This window comes from Pseudomonas yamanorum (genome assembly GCF_900105735.1).
Lineage (GTDB): Bacteria > Pseudomonadota > Gammaproteobacteria > Pseudomonadales > Pseudomonadaceae > Aquipseudomonas > Aquipseudomonas yamanorum.
This window is the reverse complement of sequence record NZ_LT629793.1, coordinates 6,253,190-6,273,769: the sequence shown is the minus strand read 5'-3', so window position 1 is coordinate 6,273,769 and position 20,580 is coordinate 6,253,190. Positions and strand designations below refer to the sequence as shown.

Here is a 20,580-nt window from a genome sequence, read left to right as displayed (position 1 = left end):
AAACACTGCAGATCCAATGTGGGAGCTGGCTTGCCTGCTCCCACATTTTGTACTCATTTCAATTCGAGACAGAGTCAGCTGCCGTTCCCGCCATGCGCCTCTTCAAAGAAGTAATCCTTCCAGCTCCCCGCCTTGTTCTTCAACACCCCCAACGCCTGCAATTTCTCGGCATAGATATAGGTACGCTGCGGCACGATGGTGAAGTCGATTTCCGGGTCCTGCACAATCTTCTCCACCAGTGCCAGCGGTAGCTTCGACTGCTCTACACGAATGTAAGCCTGGGCCGCTGCCGGTTTGTCAGCCTTGATAATCTTCTCCGCCTCGGCCAACGCGTCATAGAACGCCTTGTAGGTCTTGGGGTTTTCGTCGTGGAATTTCTCGGTGGTGTACAGCACGTTGAACGTGGCCGGGCCGCCGAGGATGTCGTAGGAACTCAGCACCTTGTGCACCTTGGGATTCAACAGTTCCTGGTACTGGAACGGCGGGCTGGAAAAGTGCGCGTTGATCTCCGAGCCGCCGGCAATCAACGCCGCGGTGGCATCCGGATGCGCCAGGCTGATGGAGATGTCATCGAACTTCTTGTAGTTGGCATCACCGAACTGCTTGGCCGTTTCAATCTGCAAGGTGCGCGACTGGAAACCCACGCCCGCCGCCGGCACGGCGATGCGGTCTTTTTCGCTGAAGTCCTTGAGGGTCTTCACGTCCGGGTTATTGGTCAGCAGGTAGTTGGGCATCGACCCCAGCGAGGCGATGGCCTTGACGTTCTGCTTGCCCTTGGTGCGGTCCCACAGCGTCAGCATCGGCGGTACACCCGCCGAGACCACGTCCAGCGCGCCGGCCAGCAGCGACTCGTTCATCGCCGTGGCGCCGGAGATGCTGTTCCACTCCACCTTGATGTCCAGGCCCTGCTCCTTGCCGTGCTTCTCGATCAGGTTCTGGTCGCGCACCACATCGAGGATCAAGTAGCCAATGCCGAATTGCTGGGCGATGCTGATTTTGCCTTCGGCGTGTGCACCAAGGCTGAGGAGCACGCTGGCTGCTGCCAGGAGCGTCAGGGTGGGTCGTTTTATTATCATGAGAACGCTGCCGCGATGTTGAGAAGGGATGCGAGCGTAGCGACCTACGTACGGTGCGAAAAAGAATATCGGGATCTATGGATATACGAAAAACACTGCCCGCCGGCACTGCTATATTGCGCGCCTGTTCCTGATGATGTGCCTCGGAGCCAACTGAATGCTGCGCACCAACCTCAACGAGATGCTGATCTTCATGGCGGTGGTCGATGGCGCCAGTTTCGTCGCCGGTGGCCAGGCCATGGGGCTGACCCGTTCGGCCGCCGGCAAGGCCGTGGCGCGCCTGGAAGACAGCCTTGGCGTGCGCCTGCTGAACCGCACCACCCGCACCTTGAGCCTCACCGACGAAGGCCGCGCGCTGTATGACCAGGGGCTGGAGATCCTCGCCGCGGTGGACAACGCCCAAAGCAGCATCGGCCAGCCCACCGGCGTACCGCGTGGGCTGCTGAGGCTTACGGTGCCGGACGCCTTCGGGCGCAAGGTGCTTCTACCGTTGTTGAAAAAATACCTGCAAGCCTGGCCCGAGGTGCAGGTGGAGGTCAGCTTCACCGACCGCATGGCCGATATTGTCGAAGACGGCTTCGACCTGGCGATCCGCATCGGCGGCGCCAACACTGACCGCCAGTTGGTGTCCCGGGTGGTTGCCCGCTACCAGGCGCTGCTGTGCGCCTCACCCGAGTATCTCGCGGAGCACAGCGCCCCCCGGGACATGGACGCCCTCGCCCACCACGACTGCCTGTATTTCAGCAGCCGCACGCGCAAGCAAAGCTGGCGTTTTCGTGAGGCGGACGGCACCTGGGCCAAGGCTTATGGGCGCAGCCGCCTGCGCCTGGACAGCGGCGAAGCACTGCGCGACGCCGCCGTGTCCGGGCTGGGCATCGCCTTGCTGCCGGATTTCGTGGTGGCCGAAGACCTGGCTGCCGGGCGCCTCGTGCAGGTGCTGCCCGGCCTGGACGCGGGCGATGTGGAGATTCTGGCGATGTACCCGAGCAAACGCTTTCTGGAGCCACGGGTACGGCGCTTTATCGACCTGATGGTGGATGAACTGGCGGGCTGATCAAGCCGCGTGGGCAATCACCTTGATCTCGACGATCTGCGCATCTGACGCCAGGTAATTCACACCGACCAGGGTCGCCGCCGGGCGATGCTCGCCGATATACGCCTTCCACACATTGACCACCGCTTCAAAATCGCGCTTGGCGTGCACCAGAAAGAAATCCACCGCAGCTATGTTCGAACGACCGACGCCAAAGCCGGCCAGCACATGGTCCAGGTTCTCCAGGGTTTGACGCGTCTGGACGGCGGCATCACCGTCAACGAACTCACCTTCCAGGGTGTGAGAAAACTGCCCGGCAATGTAAATCGTACCGTTCACGCGGTAGCCCTGGCTGACGCTGTTACCCTCTTCCCATGAAGCGCCGTGGTTGTAGACCGTGGGTGCGCTGCTCATGTCGGTTTCCTCTGGAGTAATGATTGGGGAAACTGTAACAAGGGCATTGGCGAATGGACGTCCCCACTGAAGCGACCAAAAATTACCCGCCCACGGCCTTCGGCTGGTATCGTGCCGCCCTTGAAAAAACCGCTGCGAGGAAATCGACCTTGAACACTGACGAAAAAATGACCGGGGACCTGTTCGAGGTGGACAAGCGCCTGTCACTCAAGCCCGTGGTGGACTTCAACAACTACTTGCGCAGCGCCTTCGGCGATGGCCCCTGCACTTGCATCCGCTGCGTCGCCAGCGAAGGCAGCGAGGCCGGTTACGAGTTCCAGCACACCTTCGACTTCGACGGTAAAAAGACCCACCGCCGCTTTGCCTCCACCGCCGGCAGCGACGTGCTGCTGATGCTGAAAAAGGCCTGGCTGTCCTACACCAAGGCCGAGCTGCCGCTGAGTGGCGCGCTGGCCCTGGACACGGTGAAAGAATTTGTCGAGCCACAGCTGCACAAGCGCGTGGCACCGCTGTTCCTGGCCAGTGGGTTGGTCAAGGATGTGGAAGGTGAGTGGCGGATGCAGCCGCAGGCAGCGGGCTGATCGTCACCCTTTCCGGTGGCTATCGCTGGGCGTGCTGCCAGTTCTTGTAGACAAATTCCAGGCTGTAGCCGTCGGGGTCCAGGACGTTGGCGGCGTAGTAGTTCGGGTCATAGTGCAAACGTGCACCCGGTGCGCCGTTGTCAATAGCGCCGGCATTGATTGCCGCCAGGTAAGCCCCATCGACCTCTGCCCTGCTGCTGGCGACAAACCCCACATGCACCGCCCTGCCCTCAACCACGCCCTCGCGCAGCCAGAAGAAGATCCGCCCATTGGCGCCGAAACCCTTGAGGTCCGGATGGCCCGGCGGGCCGTCCTTGCCGTCGTAGTCGTGGCGCGTGGTGATGCCCAGCGTTGTCAGTGCCGCCTGGTAGAAATCGATAGAGCGTTGAATGTCGCTGACCGACAAAAAGATATGATCCAGCATGCTGTCGCCTCGCTCTTCAGATGATGTAGCCACCCGCGACCTCGATCGTCTGGGCATTGACCCAACGGCCTTCCTCCGACAGCAACATGGCGATCACGCGCGCCACATCCTCGGGTTCGCCCACTCGGCCGAGGGCCGTTTGGGAAGCCAGCAGCGCCTCGAATTCATCATTGAGCCCGCCGCCCAGTTCGGTGCGGATGGCTCCCGGGGAGACGGCATTCGCACGGATCTGCCGCTCGCCAAACTCCTTGGCCATGTAACGGGTCAGTACATCCAGCGCGCCCTTGAAGGCTGCATAAGGTGCAACTCCGGCGGTGGCCACGCGAGTCGTGGCACTGGTGAGGTTGACGATGCAGGCCTGTGCTTGCAGCAACGGCAATAACGTTTGAGTCAGGAAAAAAGGGCCTTTGAGGTGCACATTCAGCAGGCCGTCGAACTGGGCCTCGGTGACCGATTCCAGGGGATTGAACAGGCCATAGCCGGCGTTATTCACCAGCCCACTCAAGCCACTTACGCCCCAGGTCGCCGACAACGCCCGTTTTACCGCCTCGCCAAAACCGTCAAAGGAACTCACGTCAGCCACGTCCAATGGCAGCGCGACCGCCTTGCCGCCTGCAACCTCAATCTTCTGCACTACGGCGTGTGCGGCCTCTGGATGGCTGTTGTAGGTCAGGATCACGCCCATGCCTTGCCGGGCACACAACTCTGCAGTGCTGGCACCAATGCCACGGCTGCCGCCGGTGATAAGGATAACGCCCATGTGTGGCTCCACTGCTTGCTCAAATGAGTCACCACAGTAGGCCTGCGCGCCTGCGTCGGCGCAGCGGTTCCTGCTCGAAACCTGCCTGTTTCTGCTTTTTGCTTGCACAGGGCACACCCGGGCGCTCAGCATGCCCGGCATGAACACACAACTGATCGAACTGCGTGCCTTGGCCGCCAAGGCCGAAAACCGCCGCACTGAAACGGGTATACCGCGGGTGGCCATGGTCCAGGGCGCGATTCCCGAGCATATGCTGGCCGCCGTGTATGACCCGATGATCAACCTGATCCTGCAGGGCAGCAAATCCATGACCGTGGGCGACCGCACCCTGCGGTACGACCCGGCGACGTATTTCGTGATGTCCATCGAGCTGCCCGCGGTGGGCACTGTGCACCCGGCGGCGACCGGTGAACCCTACCTCGCGGTCAGCCTGACACTGGACCCGACGGTGCTCGCGACGCTGCTGAGCGACTTGCCCGAACCTGCCGGGCGCTACGACCACAATGCCGGATTTTCCGTGGCCGCCGTCACTCCGGAGTTGATGGACGCCTGGCTGCGCATGCTGCGGCTGATGGGCAACCCCGAGGCGATCGCCGCCCTCGCGCCGGTTTACGAGCGCGAGATTCTCTACCGTGTACTGCAAGGCCCCCACGGCTGGATGCTGCGTGAAATCGCCGCGCCGGACACCGCCATGGCCCGGGTGAGCCAAGCCATCCAGTGGATTCGCCGGGACTTCGCCGAACCGATCCGGGTAGAAGCCCTGGCGCAGAAAGCCGCGATGAGCGTGTCCGCCTTCCACCGCCACTTCAAGGCCGTCACCAACCTGAGCCCGTTGCAGTACCAAAAACGCGTGCGCTTGCTGCAGGCCCGCACGTTGATGGTGGCCAGCGCCAAAAACGTCACCAGTGCCGCCTTCGAAGTCGGCTATGAGAGCGCCACCCAGTTCAGCCGCGATTACGCCCGGGTGTTCGGCCTGCCACCGGCACGGGATGCGGCACGAATCCTGGGGAAAAACCGGGGCTCGAAGGCGCAGTGACCACAACGTGCTAGCCTGCCTTCGCACGCCCCACGACAAGGAGTTGCCGATGGCCGAGCCAAGCAAAAAGATGAGCCTGATGGGCCTGACCACCCTGGTGGCGATCAACATGATGGGCTCGGGCATCATCATGCTGCCCGCCAGCATGGCGCAGTTGGGCGCGATCTCGCTGCTGTCGTGGCTGATCACCGCCGTGGGCTCGATGGCCATTGCGTACTGCTTTGCCCAGTGCGGCCTGTTCTGTACCCGCACGGGCGGCATGTCGGCCTACACCGAAGAGGCCCACGGCAAGTCCGGGTTCTTCCTCTGTTCGTTCCTGTATTTCCTGTCGCTGATCATCGCCAATGTGGCGATAGCGATTTCGGCGGTGGGCTATCTGTCGTCCTTCATCCCGTGGCTGGGCAGCGGGCCGATCCCGTTGTTTATCGGCACCCTCGGGCTGATCTGGCTGACCACCATTGCCAACTTCGGCGGCCCGCGCCTGACTGGCCGGATCGGCGTGGTCACCGTGTGGGGCGTAATCATCCCCGTGGCGGGACTGAGTGTGATCGGCTGGTTCTATTTCAAGACCGAGGTGTTCAGCGACGCCTGGAACCCCAACCAACTTCAACTGTGGGATGCGATTGGCGCGAGTATTCCGCTGACCCTCTGGGCGTTCCTCGGCATGGAATCTGCCGCCCAGGGCTATGACGCCGTGGAAGATCCCAAGCGCACCGTGCCGCTGGCCTGCCTGTTGGGCACCCTCGGCGCGGCGCTGGTGTATGTGCTGTCGACCACAGTGATTCAGGGCATCGTGCCCAATGCTGAACTCGCCGAGTCTTCTGCGCCGTTTGCCTTGGTGTATGCGCAGATTTTCACGCCGCTGGTGGGCGACATCATCATGGCGCTGGCGGTGGTGGCGTGTATTGGTTCGCTGTTGGGATGGCAATTCACCTTGGCGCAAACGGCCAAGATGTCGGCGGACCAGCGTCTGTTTCCGCGGTTCTTCAGCCGGGTGAGCCGTGCCCAGGCACCCGTGTGGGGGCTGATTGCCTGTGCGGCGTTGCAGAGCTTGATTGCCTTGTCGACCATCTCGCCCACGGCCAGTGCGCAGTTTGGCAAGTTGGTGAATCTGGCGGTGGTGACTAATTTGATTCCTTACGTCACTGCGCTGACTGGGCTGCTGGTGATGATGCACAAAGCGCGGGTGGCGGCCTCGATTTATGCACGCAATACCACGGTGTTGCTGATTGCCGTGGGGTATTCGCTGTATGCGATTTATGCGTGTGGTGAGGAGGCGGTGTTTGGTGCGACGTTGGTGTTGGCGTTTGGGTATCTGTTGTATGGGTTTTTGGCGCGGCGGTTTGTTACGGCCGGTGGGGGGTGAATATCCGTTATTTAGGTAACGGCCGCTTATGGTTCCGCTCTTACAGCGGCTCACTTTTGAACAGCGCAAAAGTAAGCAAAACGCTCTTGCCCCACCACTCGGCACCTCGCTTAGGCTCGGTGTGCCCTCACTCCGGCTTTGGACCGTGGGCCGCCGCGATGGGCCATCCTTGGCCCAGCGCGGCTAACCTGGCGTCCTGCCAGGTTACCCACGCTCCAAAGCCTGCGTTCGGCCAGCGTGGTTTAACGGGGCGCCTAAGATCAAAAGCAAAAGCACAGCGGCCTCCCGGCCGGCTTGAGTGTTGAAGAGCAAAAGCCAAATCAAAATCTAAAGCAGGCACGGTCCAAAAAATGTGGGAGCGGGCTTGCTCGCGAAGGTCGTTAACGATGACGCGGGCATCCTGATTCAACGCGGCGCTCTCAGGTTTTTCGCGAGCAAGCCCGCTCCCACATAAAAGCAGCTTTGCTTTCGCTCTGGCTTTTGATCTGGCTTTTAACACTCAAGCCGGCCGGGAGGCCGCTGTGCTCTGCTTTTGATCTGCTTTTGATTTTGATCTGACTGCCCCAATAAGCCCGAGGCCGAACGCAGGTATTGCGGAGCGGGTAAACCGGCAGGACGCCGGTTTAGCCGCGCCGGGCCATGGATGGCCCGTCGCGGCGGCCCGCGGAGCAATGCCGGAGTGAGGGAACGCCGAGCCCCAGCGAGGCGCCGACAGGCGGGGCAGAGCCCTTTGCTTACTTTGGGGCTTTTCCAAAGTGAGTCGCTGTAAGAGCCATCCCTTTCAAGGTCTTGGTTTAAAATCCCCTAACCAATCCAGTCAGGACGACGAAACTATGTGGGAAAAGGTTTTAGAACGGTTTGAAAAACAGGCTCCGGCCAGCGTCATGACCAAGTTGATATTAGAGCAGGCAGTAGATGCCGCTTGGGTTGACAAGGTGTTCGATGATCACCGCCAACGGCAGTACTCACGTGAGCTTTTGTTTTCAACCGTTGTTGAGCTGATGTCCCTTGTTTCATTGGGCTTGAGGCCGTCGTTGCACGCGGCGGCGCGCAAGATGGAGGGCCTTTCGGTCAGTGTTTCGGCACTCTATGACAAGATCAAGCGAACCGAACCCGAGCTGCTTCGCGCCCTCATTTCGGGCAGTGCCGAGCGTTTGATACCAACCGTCGAAACGCTCGGCCATTCATCGATCCTGCCCGGCTGGCAGTTGCGTATTGTGGATGGCAACCACTTGCCGGCCACTGAAAAACGTCTAGGCGCTCTGCGCAATGAGCGCGGCGCAGCGCGCCCAGGATTTTCAGTAGTTGCCTACGATCCGGATCTGGATTTAGTCGTTGATCTTCAGCCGTGGGAAGATGCCTACGCCAGTGAGCGAGTCAGTGTTTTACCGCTGCTGGCCCGCGCATGCGCGGGCCAGTTGTGGATGGCTGACCGGCTCTATTGCACGCTGCCCATCCTGCAAGCCTGCGAGGACACGGGGGCTTCGTTCATCGTTCGCCAACCCAGTAAGCATCCACGCCTGGTCCAGGAAAGTGAGTGGCAAGACTCAGGGACGGTCGATAGCGGAACCGTTCGCGAACAAATCATCGAAGTGAAGGGTGGCCGCCGCTGGCGACGTGTTGAGTTGAGCCTGCAAACGGCGAATGACTCAGGTGATTTGGTGATGTGGTTCTGGAGCAATTTGCCCGACACCATCGGTGCCCGGCAGATAGCCGATTTATACCGTCATCGCTGGAGTATCGAGGGAATGTTTCAGCGCCTTGAGTCGGTACTGGACAGTGAAATTACAGGCCTTGGCAGCCCGAAAGCCGCGCTATTGGGCTTTGCCTCGGCGGTCCTGGCTTACAACGTTTTGTCGGTTCTCAAGCGTAGCGTTGAGCAGGCGCACCGCGAAACGCAGCCAGAGGGTTGGCAGGTTTCGATTTTCCATTTGGCGGTGCATGTTCGCAGTGATTATCAAGGCTTGCAGATCGCATTGCCTGCGGAAAATTTCCCTCTTGAAAAGACTCCGCAAGGGCTGGCAGAGCGATTGCTGGCCCTGGCAAGGATGATCAAACCTAAGTCCGTAGCAAAAAGCCCTCGTGGCCCCAAAGTAGCCAAGCCCAAGGAGTGGCTGGAAGGTAAGGCAGCACGGGCGCATGTCTCAACAGCTAGGGTGCTTAAGGCGGCCAAGTCGGATAAACGTACTTAAACATGGCCTTAAACGGACTTTTAAACGCAGACCTTGAAAGGGATGGCTGTAAGAGCGAAACCATAAGCAGCCGTTACCGAAGAAACGGATATGTACTCAATCAATCAAACCACTCCCCCCGCTCAAGAAACGTATTCCGAATCATCTCCACCACCCACCCCACCTCCTGCGGATGCCGCACCTGAGCACTCACCCCCATCCAAACCTGCCGCTGCATCCCCTCCAGAAACACCCCATCCAACGCCGTCAACCCACGATCAAAACAACTCATATACCGCGGCAACAACCCAATACACGCACTGCACCGAATCATCTCCAGCATCAACGGATACGCCTGCACCTGCACCACCCCCGCCAACCGCTGCTCCACCAGACTGTTCCAGGGCCGCAACGCTTCCACCTGCCGGTCCGGCTGCCACTGCACCAGCATGTAATCCGCGAGATCTTCAATGCTGTCGGGCCGCACCGCCAACCGCGAATACCGCTTGGCAATATGCGGCGAATAATCCAGCCGCGCCAACACCTCAGGCGCATCAATGGCAAAGCTCGGCCCGGCCCCCGGCGAATCCATCCCCGACAACCACACCACCACATCCGCATCCAACGCCTGCAACCCCAACTCGCTGTCGATGGAAATAATCTCCAACCGCACACTCGCATTGCGCCGCAGCAGCGCAATCAGGTCGCGCCCCAGAATGTCATGCAGGATCGACTCGGCAACCGCCAGGCGAATCAACGGTTGCTCCAGTACCGGCAAGCGTCGCTCATGGGACAGGGCAATCAGTTGCGCCTGCAGCTGCTGCCCTTCACGACTCAGGGTCAGGACATTGCCCTGATAGCTGAACAGCGAACGCCGCAGCTGCTCTTCCAGTTGCGCCAGGCGCTTGCGCAATTGCGTGGCCTTGATATTGAGGCTGCGAGCCGCCTGCATGAAACACCCACAGCGCGCGCTGATCAGGAAATATTGCGCCACCTCGGGTTCGATGGTGGCCGCCACGGCCAGCCAGGCCTCGCGGGACTCTGTCAGCCCGCGATAGGGCGTGGTGCCGTGGGGTACAGCCGGGTCAAGAAATACCATGGGAGACTCCCTGTCTTGTGGGTACTGTGCATCCAATGCAGTGAGACGTTTTTTACTCGAGCACCTTGTTCAGCTCGGCACCGTCGATGCTCAAGGTGGCGGTATTCAGCATGCCTTCCAGGTAGGCCTTGGCGATTTGCTCCTGGCGTTGCGTACGCAGGGCCTCCGTCAGGCGGCCCCGCAGTTCATCCAGCGTGGCGGTGCGCGCCGGTTGTTGCCCGGTGAGCTTGAGCACGTGAAAACCCGCAGCACTTTGTACCGGCTCGGACACCGCGCCCGTCTTGAGCCGCGCCACCACACTGCGCATTTCGGGCACCAGTTGCTGCAATGGCTGCATCCCGGAATCGCCGCCGCGTCGGGCGCTGTCGGGGTCTTGGGAGTATTGGCTGGCCAGGGCGGCAAACTCGCCTGGCGAGGCTTGCGCCTTGCGGCTTAATTCCTGCGCTTGACGGCGTACGGTGTCGACGGCTTGGGGGTCGGTCACGGCCAGGAAAATCTGGCTGACCTGGTACAACGGCGGTGTCACCCATTGCGCCTTGCCGCTGTCATAGGCTTGCTGCAATTCGGCGGCGCTGGGGTAATCCGCCGGCACCTGGCTGACCGACAGCATGTAGTCGCGAAACACGATCTGTTCGGCGGCGGCGCGGGTTTGCTGCTCCACTTCCGGGCGCTGGCGCCAGCCCTGGGCATCGGCCTGTTCAAGCACGGCCTTTTGCGCCAGACGTGAACGCAGCCAGGTTTCCAGGGCGCCACGGTTGCCACGCAGTTGCTCGCGGGTTTCAACCGGCAAGGCAGCCAGCACCGACTTGAGCTCGGTGAGGTCGATCTGTTGGTTGCCCAGGCGCGCCACCGCCGGCCCGTCCTTCACGGCCACCGGCGCCGGCTGCTGGGCTGCAACCGGGTCACTGCCCGGTCGCAGGCTCAACCCCACCGCGACCGCCAGCACCACCAGGGCGCCGGCGCCGACCACCAGGGTTGGTTTCTTCACAGGGCAGGCGCCTCTTCACGGGCATCGACGGCAGGCGTGGGGGCGGCCTGGGCCTGGGCCTGAAGCTGTGCGGCTTGCTGGCTGTATTCACGCAGGTAGACGATGAATTCCTGCAGCAGCCGGTCCCACAGTTCCAGCTGGTTGCGCAGGTACGGGGCGCCCACGCCGGCGGCCACCACGTCCATCTCCATCAGCAGGAACTCACCCTGCAACGACAAGCGGGCAAAACGCCGGGAAGCGTTCCAGACCTGGGCCAAACCCTCGGGCAACTCGCCCTGCACCCGCAGCGCGCAGCTGTAGGTGAAGTCCACGTAGCTGCCCTGCTCTACCGCCGGGTTGCCGAAACGCACGGCAAAGCCAATGCCCTGGCTGGCGCTGAGCAATTGCACGATACCGTTCTGCTCGGTGTGGTTGACCCGGTAGCCGGCCTCCTGCAGCAGCTCGGTCAAGGCATGCGGGGTCACGCTGGTGATCAGTTGTACGTCGCTCATAGTGGTCTCTTCCTTGTTGATCAATGATTAGTGACGGTCTGTGGAGCATCGAACCGATTAAGGTATAGACCATCACCAAAACCCTGGGCGAGTTCCTCGAACTTGACCCGGGTGCTGCTGGCGAACGGTTGGCGGATGCTCATCACGTCGGCCACGTCGATTTTTTCGTAGGCGCTCAGCAATTGCTGGGCCACGCCGTACATCTGTTGATTCTTGGCTGAACATTGCTGCACTTGTGTGTCACGTTCCGTAAGTTGCGCCTGCAAGCGCGCCCGCTCGGTTTCTTTGCCCCGGGCGATCACCAGCAAATCTTCATAGGCTTTCTTGAACTTGCCCACCTGTTCATTGCTGGCGGCCACCTGAGCCTGGGCCTGGCTGTGCAGGTTCTGTTGCTGGCCGACCAGTTGCTCAGCCACGCCCCGGGACTTTTCCAGCTCGGCGGTCAGTTGCTTGATCTGCGCCTGAGCCTGCTTGGCCTGGGTTTCGGCGGCGATACGCGCGGCACTGGCCTGGGCCTGCTCGCTTTGCAGCGCCTGCAACTGCTGGGTGGTGCTGCGCAGTTGGGTGCGCAGGCGCTCCTCCATGCCTTCAGCCGAAGCGCCGGTGGTGACGAGCAGCAAAAGCAGGCCGCAAATTCGCGTGTTCATGAGCTTTCTCCGGCGCATCAGAAGCGCGTGTTGAGTTCCAGTTGCATGACATCCACTTCAAACGGCGCGCCATAGACTTCGGAGGCGCTGAGCCAACGGGCGCTGGCGTAGATGTTCTTGTCGAGGCCGTAGTTGGCACCGATGAAATAGCCCTTGGCGTTGGTGCCGCCGAGGTGGAAGGAGGAGTCGTTGAAGCCGTCCGGCAAGGCATCCGGCTGGATGTATTTGTAGCCGGCCAGCACGTTCCAGTCGCCCTTCCTGCGCATCTCCAGCGCACTGCCGAGGGTGAACTGCACCAGCAATGCGTTGCCGCCGCTTTCAAACTGGCCGTCGCTGTTGAGGTTGTTGACGATCTGGCCTTCGCTGCGCTTGAGCATCTCGCCCTTGTCGTAGGCCAGGTTGTGAATGAAGTTGGTCTGGCTGCGCAGCTTGAGGTCTTCCGGCAGCTCGCTGTCCCACGCCAGGTTCAGGTCCAGCACATTGAACTTGGACGCCAGGCCGACGAATTGCGGTTGCGGGGTCAGGCCCGGTGTCGCCGGGTTGGGGGCGATGTCCCGCAGCAGGAATACGCTGTTGCCCTTCTGCATGAAAGCCAGGCGCGTGCCGTCGGTGTCGCACGCCGGCTGGCCGGCCCACGGCGAGCAAGGGCTGGAGCGTTCGCCCTGGATGTCACCGAAGTGGTAGTAGGCCATCGAGCCTTTCAGGCTGTTGCTGCGGTTGATCTTCCAGTCGGCGCCGATCTGCCCGCCGAACATCCATTTGTTTTCACTCTCGTCCTTGTCGAAACCGTTGGTGGTGGCCGTGTCGGGGCTGTACTCCACCGGGAATGCGCCGAGGGTGCCGAACAGGCCCCAGTCGCTGTTGAGCTTGTGGTTGAAGATCGCCGCCACACCGTCGAAGTTGAGGTCGCCGGAATACATCATGTCGGTGGAATAAAACGGGTTGGCGAAGCGCCCGGCGGTCAGGGTCATGTAGTCGGTGGTTTTCCAGGTGAGGTAACCCTGGTCGAGCCAGATGTCTTTCTTGCCAAAGCCGCCGCCCAACGTTTGGGTGGTGGACACCGGGTTGTTGTCGTTGCCGGTGCCAAGGCGAATCCCGGCGGTCCATTCGGGCGAGATCACGGCCTTCATGCCCAGGCGGGCGCGCAGGCGGAACAGGTTTTCGCGGTCTTCGCGGGTGTTGAGCAACGGCGGCAGTTGGGTGTTGGTGTTCTTGTTGACGTCGTAGGGCCCGTTTTGATTGAGCTTGGCGTAATCGACGATTTCGTTGCTGTTGTTGCCCGAGAAATAGCGCGACTCATCCCGCAGGCGAATGTCGCCGTCGAAGCTGATGCGCGAGACCCAGTCCGGAAAGGTGTTGGGCTGGGCCCAGTTTTCCTGCTTGGCGGTGGCCATGACCTCGGCCTTGACCTGGTCGCGAATCTGGTCGCGCACCGCTGCCGGCACGTACTGCACCCGCACATCGCCGGGGGCCGCAGTTGGACCTGCCGCTACTGCTGTGGAGGTGCTGGCCTGGCGTGCCTGCTGGGCTTCTTTTTCAGCCTGGGCGATCAGCCCGTCGGCCTGTTCCTGCTTGAGCACACCTTGCTGCACCAGCAGGCGGATCAGGTTGATCGTGGCGTTTTCCGAAGGCGCGGCCGTGGCTGCCGTCGCCTGGCCGACCAGGGTCGCGATGACCATGCCGACCGCCAGGGTCAATCGATTCACGTGGGAAATCATCTGCACACAACTCCTGTAGAAAACTGCAAAAAAGGGTTCGATCAATCCGGGCGCCGGCCCTTGAGGGACAGGCGTACCGGCAGGGTCAATGACGCGGGTGCGCGTTCCTTCAGGCGCGGTGTGGCGCGCAATGCGGCCAACACCTGAGCGTCGGTCTCGGTGTCGCCGCTGGACTTGGCCAGCTCCACGCGGGTCACCTCGCCGTCTGCGCTCAGCCACAGGTCGGCCTGCACCGTGTAGGCCTTCTTGCGCAACTCCGGGTCTTCCCGCAGCAGGCGCTGGAACACCCCAGCCAGGTACTGCTTGAACGTCCCGGTCCCCAGGCCGCCACCGCCAGAACCGGCCATGCCGCCGCCCTTGCCGGCACCGATGTTGAAACCGTCATTGCCGGACTGCGCGTCGCCGTCGATCTGCATCGGGTTGGCCAGGTCGTCCGCCGGTGAAGGCGGTGCTTCTTCCTCGGGCTTGACCTCATCCGGGGTTGGCGTGGGCTCCGGCTCGGGGACTTTCTCCTGCACCTCGGGCTCCGGTTCCTTGGGTTTTTCCGGCGGCGGTGGTGGCGGTGGCGGCAGCGGAATAATCGTCGGCACCTTGGGCGCTTCACGGCGCACGCCACTCATGTCATTGGCCCATTGCCAGAGAAACCAGGCAGCCACGGCCCCCAGCAGCAGGCCAATGCCCCACTTCAGCGGGCGTAACGGCGGCTTGTTCTTCAGCGGCGTCGGCGTGATCGGCATCTGTGCGGTCATGGCTCAGCCCTGGCTCGGTTTGCCGGTGACCAGCCCGACCTGGGACAGCTCCAGGCGACGCAGCAAGTCGAGCACTTCGATGACCTTCTGGTACTGCACCATGGCGTCGCCGCGCACGATTACCGGGAAGTCCGGGTTCAGCGCTTTCTCGATGCGCAGGCGTTCCTCCAGCTCCGGCAAGGTCACCGGGTAAGCGTCGAGAAACACCTGGCCGCCATCGTTCACCGAGATCGCCTTGGTCTTGGCCTCGGACAGCGACACCGAAGCACTGGCCTTGGGCAGGTGGATCTGGATCCCCGAGACCTGGGCGGTGGCAGTGAGGATAAACATCACCAACACCACCATCAGCACGTCCACCAGGGGCGTGATGTTGATGCTGTCGACGGGTGCGTCATCGTCATCGTCGTGGGAGGCATTCACGGAAGCCATGCTGATTCTCCTCAGGCCGGGACGTGGGCGTGGTGGTCGCGACGGTGCGCCGCTTCACTGTGCTGGCTCTCGCCGTGCATCTCCGCCAGGCGGGTGATGAACTCGTCGACGAACACACGCATGTCGGCGCTGACTTCCTTGTTGCGGGTAATCAGGCGGTTGTAGCCAAACAGCGCCGGGATCGCGACAAACAGGCCCATGGCCGTGGCCAGCAGGGCCGCCGCCATGCCCGGAGCGATGGCGTTAATGTTCACGTCACCGGCCATCGCCGTGCCGAGGAACACCACCATGATCCCCAGCACGGTGCCGAGCAGGCCGATATACGGGCCACCGGCGATGGCGTTGGACAGGGTCGACAACTTGGCGCCGAGTTGCTGGTTTTCCCGGGTGCGCACGCCGTCCATGGAGCAGCGGATGGCTTCGATGGTGGCTGCCGAGACCGACGAGGTGTCGGCGCCCTGGGCCCGGCGGGTGCGAATTTCCTTGACCGCGACCCGGTACAGGCGCCACAGCGAGGAATGGGTCAGGCGCTCAGCCAGCAACGCGTCGTCGTAGTACATCTCCAGGCGCGTACCGATCTGCGCGAACTCCTCGCGGAAGAGATCGTTGGCGGCACTCACGCGGCTGACCTGGCGGTTCTTGCGAATCATGATGAACCACGACTGGAACATCATCCCCACCAGCACCAGGATGATCACCCAGGCGTCCACCGGCACCGCCTTGAGCAGGAAACCCAGGCTGCCGAAACCGAAGCCCGACTGTTCTTCATCCACGCCATAAGTCACCAGTTTCGACTCGGCGCCCTGGGCGGTGGCATCGGCCAGCAACAGCGCTGCCGGGCGCGCGACCTTGGACAGGCGCAGCTCGTCCATGGCTCCGGTAAACGGCAGGTGACCGCCGGTGGCTTCCGGCAAATCGGCACCGATCACCAGTTGCGAATTGAACGCCGGCATCGCCACTGCGAGGGTCGCCGTCTCACGGCCGTTGACGTACAGCGAGACCTTGTCGCCCTCGGCGGTGAACGCCAGGTGCTGCCATTGGCCCGGGTTCAGCGGCTGGGTCGAGACGGCGCGCTGGCCGTCGATTTCAATAAACGGCATGCCCTGGTTCAAGCCCAGCAACAGGCTGTGAGCGCCCTCGCGACGGGCCATGATCAGTTGCTCGCCGCCGGCCTGGTCCAGGCGCAGCCAGGCACTGAAGGTAAACGCACCGCCCGCGACGTGTTGCAGCGACGGGCTGGCCGGCAACAGCAACGGCTGGCCACTGAACTGCAACGCACGACCGATCACCCCGTCGATGCTCGCACCGGTGGCGTTCACGGCGGTGTTGCCATAGGCCGTGGTGTCCCGGGGCGGCGTGCCGTTGGCGCCGTCGAAGTGATAGAGCGCGGTGTAATTCGGGTCGAAAGTCAGTTGGCCGTTGGCAGTGGCCGAAGCCTTCTGGTTGCCGTAGTACATCCACAGGTCCTGGCGCTGGCCGCCTTCGACCTTGGGCACATCGACCCAGATCAGCGCCATGCCCATCAGCGGGTCGAAACTTTCGATCTGGTGGTTGAACACGGTCTTGTCATCGGCGCTGACAAAGCGCAGGTCGGCGCCGTCGTCCTTGACCCCGTCAAAGGTGAAGTTGCCGGTGTGCAGGCGCACCAGCAACGCGGTACGGCCCAGGGCCTGGCTGATGGCTGCGCCCTGGGAGGTGGTGTCCACTGTGATCTGTTTACGGTAGTGCCAATCGTCCTGCCACCAGGCGTGGGCGGTGGCCGGGAGCGCGAAGCCCAGGCAGATCAACAGGCTCAGAAATAGGCGTTGCATGTCAGGAGTCTCCGAAAAAAGGGGTCAGAAAGTCGCCTGCACACTGAAGTGCAGTCGCGAGTCCTGTTTCTGGGTGTTTGGGCCGTCGAGCAGCGGGTAGCCCCAATCCAGGCTGCCGGACAACCACTTGCTCAAACTGGCGCGGGTGCCGAGGCCGACACTGGCCAGGCTGTATTCGTCTTCCTGCTCGGGCAGCGGGTCATGCAGGCGCAGGCGCGCGCCTTCGGCAAACGCGTAGAAGCGCCACTCCTGCACGTAACTGCCGAGGAACTTGGCCAGCGAAGGCGTACGCAGCTCCTGGGAGAGCAGGTAGCCTTCATCGCCGGTGCGCTCGGCGGCGAGATAACCGCGTACCGACGTGGCGCCACCGGCGGAATATTGCTCGTTGGACACCAGCGGCCCCGAGGCCAGCTGGAAGCCGGCCTTGGACGCCGATTGCCAGTCGTTGCCGAAGGTGTAGGTGTAATTCAGGTCGCCCTTGAGCACCGCAAAACTCGGGCTGGCCTTGTCGCGCTTGTACTGGAACTCCTCGGCGTCGCTGCCGTAGCCGAAGAACGCGCGTGTACCCACCACCAGGCTCAAGCCCAGCCCCAATTGCGACTGCTCGGTGTAGCGGTAGCCGTTGTAGCCGAAGGTCAGCGGTGCGTACTTCAGCGGGATATCGTCCGTGCTGCCGCCAAACTTCATCTGCTCCTTGAAGTCCTTGAAGTCGACCCCGACGGAGAACGAATTGGCCCAATTGCCACTGGCCGGCAGGCTGTAGATCGCCGACACGCCGTAGGAATGGCCCTTGCCCAACACGTTGCTGCCGCCGATGGTGGCGATGTTGCTGTCGGACTGATAACCGGAGAACTGCAGGCTCCAGCGATCAGTCAGCGGCGCGGTGTAGGCGCCCGACCAGACCTTGGCGTTGTCGCTGTCCTGGGGCGCGGTGAAGTAAGTCAGGGAAATGCTGTGGCCCAGTTGCCAGAGGTTGTCGTAACCCAGGGTGGCAACGCTGCGCAGTTCCTTGGTGTCGGCGCTGTAGTCGTTGTTCAGACCGAGGCTGGCGTGCCAGGGGTTCTGGTCTTCCACCTGCAGGTCGACGTCCATGGTGCCGGGGCGCTGGCCTTCGCGGACCAGCGGCGTGACCTGGCGCCCGGCGCTGCGATTGAGGCCGGCCAGTTGGGTTTGCACGCGGGTGAAATCCGGGACGGCGCCCTCCTTCAGGCCCGGCACTTCGTCGCGGATTTCTACCGGCGAATAGTGCTTGGCGCCGACCACGCGGACGCGGCCGACCTTGGTTTCGCTGACTTGCAGGTAGACGATACCGTCATCGACCTTCTGCTCCGGCAGTTCGACGAACACCGACTGGTAGCCGCGTTCCTGATAGATCTTCTGCAAGGCGTCCCGGGCGCCTTCGATGTCGGCGAGGGTTTTTTGCGGGCCGAGGAACGGGTACACCGCCTCTTCGATGGCGCGGGCATCGAGCACGGTGTTGCCGCGCACGAAGTACTCGTTGACGTCCACCAGCCGTGCCGGAGGCTCGCCTTCGGCCTGCGCCGGTTGCGCCAGTGCACCCAGCGTCAGCCAGCACAGCGCCAGCGTTGATTTGAACAGATGCTCCACACCGCCCCCTGGTCTACTAAGAATGATTGCCGTCGCCGTTTGCCCGGCGTTTGGCCTGTTCAATTGCTGGATATCGAGGTGTTGCCGTGCCGGGCGAGCCAGGTGTGCAGCAGGGCGAAGTTCAGGGAGAACTCCGGCATGTGCAGCAAGGCGCCACAGAACACTTCACCGATGATTTTCTGGATCAACTGCACCGCCTGCGGGTTATTCAGGAACGTGGCGATGTCGCGTTGCAGGAGGTTGATGCTCCAGACTTTCTGATTGAGGTCGAGGCCGACGAACCAGCGGAACAGCAGGTTGTAGTTGAGTTGTTCATGCAGTTGCTGTTCGTTGGGGACCGCGTACAGGAGTTGCAGCAGCAGGATCTGCAAGATGGTTTGCGGGGCGATCTGGGTGCCGGGTTCGGGCTGGAGCAGGTCGCGGTGGTGGTCGAGGATTTCGTCGATCTGCGGGCGTAGCAGGACCAGTGAATGGCCTGCGGGGATGTAGCTGGAGACTTCCTTGAGGGCGCCTTGCCAGTCGTCCTGGGAGACGATCCATACCCACGGTGCGCCATAGCGGTAGACCGAGACCGGTTTTTTGCGCGCGGCTTCGACGATCTTTGACAGGCGCTGGTCGAGCTCCTGCATGCCGACTTTCGAGTAACGTTCCATAGTTCCCATTCGCCCCACTCCTGGCATCCTGCTTGCGCTTCTGGCATCGCCTGTTTGGCGGTGTCGAGCGCGTTACATAGCCAAGACTGGGGGCACCGGGGGCTACCGAACTTTTGTCATAAAAGCTTCTTTTTTTGGCGGGGGTGGGGTGTGTATATCCATTATTTAGGTAACGGCTGATATGGGTTCCGCTCTTACAGCGGCTCACTTTTGAACAGCGCAAAAGTAAGCAAAACGCTCTTGCCCCACCACTCGGCACCTCGCCTAGGCTCGGTGTGCCCTCACTCCGGCTTTGGACCGTGGGCCGCCGCGATGGGCCATCCTTGGCCCAGCGCGGCTAACCCGGCGTCCTGCCGGGTTACCCACGCTCCAAAGCCTGCGTTCGGCCAGCGTGGTTTAACGGGGCGCCTAAGATCAAGATCAAAAGCAGATCAAGGGCACAGCGGCCTACCGGCCGGCTTGAGTGTTGAAGAGCAAAAGCAAAAGCCAAATCAAAAGCGGGCACGGTCAAATGTGGGAGCTGGCTTGCCTGCGATGGCATCACCTCGGTGTATCTGATGTACCGAGTTGCCTGCATCGCAGGCAAGCCAGCTCCCACAGAAAAGCAGAGCTGCATCAGCTTCAGATTTGGCTTTCGCTCTGGATCTTGCCTCTGCTTTTAACACTCAAGCCGGCCGGTAGGCCGCTGTGCCCTTGCTTTTGATCTGGCTTTTGATTTTGATCTGCGGGCCCCGTTAACCACGATGGCCGCAAGTAGGCACGGTGGAGCGGGTAAACCGGCAGGACGCCGGTTTAGCCGCGCTGGGCCAGGGATGGCCCATCGCGGCGACCCGCGGAGCCGGGCCGGAGTGCGGGCATGCCGAGCCTGGGCGAGGCACCGAGTGGTGGGGCAAAGACCTTTTGGTTACTTTTGGGGCGTTTGCCAAAAGTGACCCGCTGTAAGAGCGGAACCATAAGCGGCCGTTACCGAAGAAACGGATATGTACTCAAACCAAAGACCCCGGCAACGGCAACTCATAAGACTTCTTAACCGTCCTGACCACCAAAGTAGACGAATAAGTACGAATCGGAATATCCCGATAAATGTCTAAAAACCGATAGATATAATCAGTGTACTCAGTGGCATCCCGAAACTTCGCCACCATCACAAAATCAAACTCCCCGGTCAGCAAATAACAGTCCTGGATCTCCGGATGACTCGCCAGGATATGCTGCATCTTGCGGTCGATATCATTACTGTCCCTATCAAGCTTAATCAGGAAGAACGCCGTGACCTGAATCCCAAGCTTGCGCTCATCCAGCACCGCCACCTTCGCCTTGATAATCCCGACACTCTCCAATCGCCTGATACGCCGGTAACAACTGGTCGAAGACAGCCCGACACTGTCACTCAACAACTCCAGACTCTGACTGCAATCCCTTTGCAACTTCCCCAGAATCTTCAAATCCATGGCATCTGTCATTTTTTCCATATCTTCCTTGAAAAAACTGCAATGAATCCACCGTAAACACCCACCAATTTGCAG

Annotated in this window: 20 protein-coding genes; 5 read left to right on the top strand and 15 right to left on the bottom strand. The window is 61.5% G+C overall.

Going from position 1 to position 20,580, the window contains the following annotated elements; all coding sequences use genetic code 11:
- Positions 1-74: 74 nt before the first annotated feature.
- The gene (locus tag BLU46_RS29245) at positions 75-1,076 is read right to left on the bottom strand and encodes an ABC transporter substrate-binding protein (RefSeq protein ID WP_093208764.1); all 1,002 of its coding nucleotides are present in this window, start codon (positions 1,074-1,076) and stop codon (positions 75-77) included.
- A 157-nt stretch (positions 1,077-1,233) separates the two neighbouring features.
- Here BLU46_RS29245 and BLU46_RS29240 point away from each other — a divergent pair, with 157 nt between their 5' ends.
- Positions 1,234-2,130 carry a LysR family transcriptional regulator gene (locus BLU46_RS29240; protein ID WP_093208761.1) on the top strand — a complete coding sequence of 299 codons (897 nt, stop codon included), beginning with the start codon at positions 1,234-1,236 and terminating at the stop codon, positions 2,128-2,130.
- Here BLU46_RS29240 and BLU46_RS29235 read toward each other — a convergent pair whose 3' ends face one another.
- Entirely contained in the window at positions 2,131-2,523 is a 393-nt protein-coding gene (locus BLU46_RS29235) for a RidA family protein (RefSeq protein ID WP_093208757.1), read from the bottom strand.
- Positions 2,524-2,672: 149 nt separating this feature from the next.
- On the opposite strand from BLU46_RS29235, the gene BLU46_RS29230 reads away from it, so the two are divergent.
- A complete protein-coding gene (locus BLU46_RS29230; RefSeq protein ID WP_093210210.1) occupies positions 2,673-3,104 on the top strand; it encodes a hypothetical protein in 432 nt (143 codons plus the stop codon).
- 19 nt (positions 3,105-3,123) lie between these two features.
- Here the strand turns inward: BLU46_RS29230 and BLU46_RS29225 are convergent, their stop codons facing one another.
- Together BLU46_RS29225 and BLU46_RS29220 are read right to left on the bottom strand one after the other, a co-directional pair.
- The gene (locus tag BLU46_RS29225; RefSeq protein WP_093208752.1) at positions 3,124-3,528 is read right to left on the bottom strand and encodes a VOC family protein; all 405 of its coding nucleotides are present in this window, start codon (positions 3,526-3,528) and stop codon (positions 3,124-3,126) included.
- 16 nt (positions 3,529-3,544) lie between these two features.
- Positions 3,545-4,288, bottom strand: a complete 744-nt coding sequence (locus BLU46_RS29220; protein WP_093208747.1) for an SDR family NAD(P)-dependent oxidoreductase — start codon at positions 4,286-4,288, stop codon at positions 3,545-3,547.
- A 139-nt stretch (positions 4,289-4,427) separates the two neighbouring features.
- Between BLU46_RS29220 and BLU46_RS29215 the strand changes: the two genes are divergently transcribed.
- From BLU46_RS29215 to BLU46_RS29200, 3 genes are all read left to right on the top strand, one after another.
- On the top strand, positions 4,428-5,324 hold the full coding sequence (locus BLU46_RS29215; RefSeq protein WP_172834558.1) for an AraC family transcriptional regulator: 897 nt from the start codon (positions 4,428-4,430) through the stop codon (positions 5,322-5,324).
- Positions 5,325-5,373: 49 nt separating this feature from the next.
- Positions 5,374-6,690 carry a putrescine-ornithine antiporter gene (gene potE / locus BLU46_RS29210; RefSeq protein WP_093208743.1) on the top strand — a complete coding sequence of 439 codons (1,317 nt, stop codon included), beginning with the start codon at positions 5,374-5,376 and terminating at the stop codon, positions 6,688-6,690.
- Positions 6,691-7,574: 884 nt separating this feature from the next.
- Positions 7,575-8,882, top strand: a complete 1,308-nt coding sequence (locus tag BLU46_RS29200; RefSeq protein ID WP_081253266.1) for an IS4 family transposase — start codon at positions 7,575-7,577, stop codon at positions 8,880-8,882.
- Between the two features lie 100 nt (positions 8,883-8,982).
- On the opposite strand, the gene BLU46_RS29195 is transcribed toward BLU46_RS29200, so the two are convergent.
- From BLU46_RS29195 to BLU46_RS29130, 11 genes are all read right to left on the bottom strand, one after another.
- Positions 8,983-9,960 carry a LysR family transcriptional regulator gene (locus BLU46_RS29195; protein WP_093208739.1) on the bottom strand — a complete coding sequence of 326 codons (978 nt, stop codon included), beginning with the start codon at positions 9,958-9,960 and terminating at the stop codon, positions 8,983-8,985.
- A 52-nt stretch (positions 9,961-10,012) separates the two neighbouring features.
- On the bottom strand, positions 10,013-10,948 hold the full coding sequence (locus BLU46_RS29190) for a peptidylprolyl isomerase (RefSeq protein WP_063029177.1): 936 nt from the start codon (positions 10,946-10,948) through the stop codon (positions 10,013-10,015).
- Complete coding sequence (locus BLU46_RS29185) at positions 10,945-11,439, bottom strand: YbjN domain-containing protein (protein WP_093208734.1); 495 nt, start codon at positions 11,437-11,439, stop codon at positions 10,945-10,947. The genes BLU46_RS29190 and BLU46_RS29185 overlap by 4 nt, the downstream gene beginning before the upstream one ends.
- 20 nt (positions 11,440-11,459) lie before the next feature.
- The gene (locus tag BLU46_RS29180; protein ID WP_063029173.1) at positions 11,460-12,086 is read right to left on the bottom strand and encodes a coiled-coil domain-containing 22 family protein; all 627 of its coding nucleotides are present in this window, start codon (positions 12,084-12,086) and stop codon (positions 11,460-11,462) included.
- A gap of 17 nt (positions 12,087-12,103) precedes the next feature.
- The gene (locus BLU46_RS29175) at positions 12,104-13,804 is read right to left on the bottom strand and encodes a putative porin (RefSeq protein WP_063029171.1); all 1,701 of its coding nucleotides are present in this window, start codon (positions 13,802-13,804) and stop codon (positions 12,104-12,106) included.
- Between the two features lie 41 nt (positions 13,805-13,845).
- A complete protein-coding gene (locus tag BLU46_RS29170) occupies positions 13,846-14,553 on the bottom strand; it encodes an energy transducer TonB family protein (protein ID WP_063029169.1) in 708 nt (235 codons plus the stop codon).
- Positions 14,554-14,556: 3 nt separating this feature from the next.
- Positions 14,557-14,982, bottom strand: coding sequence for an ExbD/TolR family protein (locus BLU46_RS29165; RefSeq protein ID WP_003211540.1), 426 nt, complete (start codon positions 14,980-14,982; stop codon positions 14,557-14,559).
- Positions 14,983-14,993: 11 nt separating this feature from the next.
- The gene (locus BLU46_RS29160; protein ID WP_093208729.1) at positions 14,994-16,793 is read right to left on the bottom strand and encodes a DUF2341 domain-containing protein; all 1,800 of its coding nucleotides are present in this window, start codon (positions 16,791-16,793) and stop codon (positions 14,994-14,996) included.
- A 24-nt stretch (positions 16,794-16,817) separates the two neighbouring features.
- Entirely contained in the window at positions 16,818-18,401 is a 1,584-nt protein-coding gene (locus BLU46_RS29155; RefSeq protein ID WP_093208724.1) for a ShlB/FhaC/HecB family hemolysin secretion/activation protein, read from the bottom strand.
- A 59-nt stretch (positions 18,402-18,460) separates the two neighbouring features.
- The gene (locus BLU46_RS29150; protein ID WP_063029163.1) at positions 18,461-19,054 is read right to left on the bottom strand and encodes a transposase; all 594 of its coding nucleotides are present in this window, start codon (positions 19,052-19,054) and stop codon (positions 18,461-18,463) included.
- 986 nt (positions 19,055-20,040) lie between these two features.
- Complete coding sequence (locus tag BLU46_RS29130; RefSeq protein WP_063033945.1) at positions 20,041-20,505, bottom strand: Lrp/AsnC family transcriptional regulator; 465 nt, start codon at positions 20,503-20,505, stop codon at positions 20,041-20,043.
- Positions 20,506-20,580: the final 75 nt, after the last annotated feature.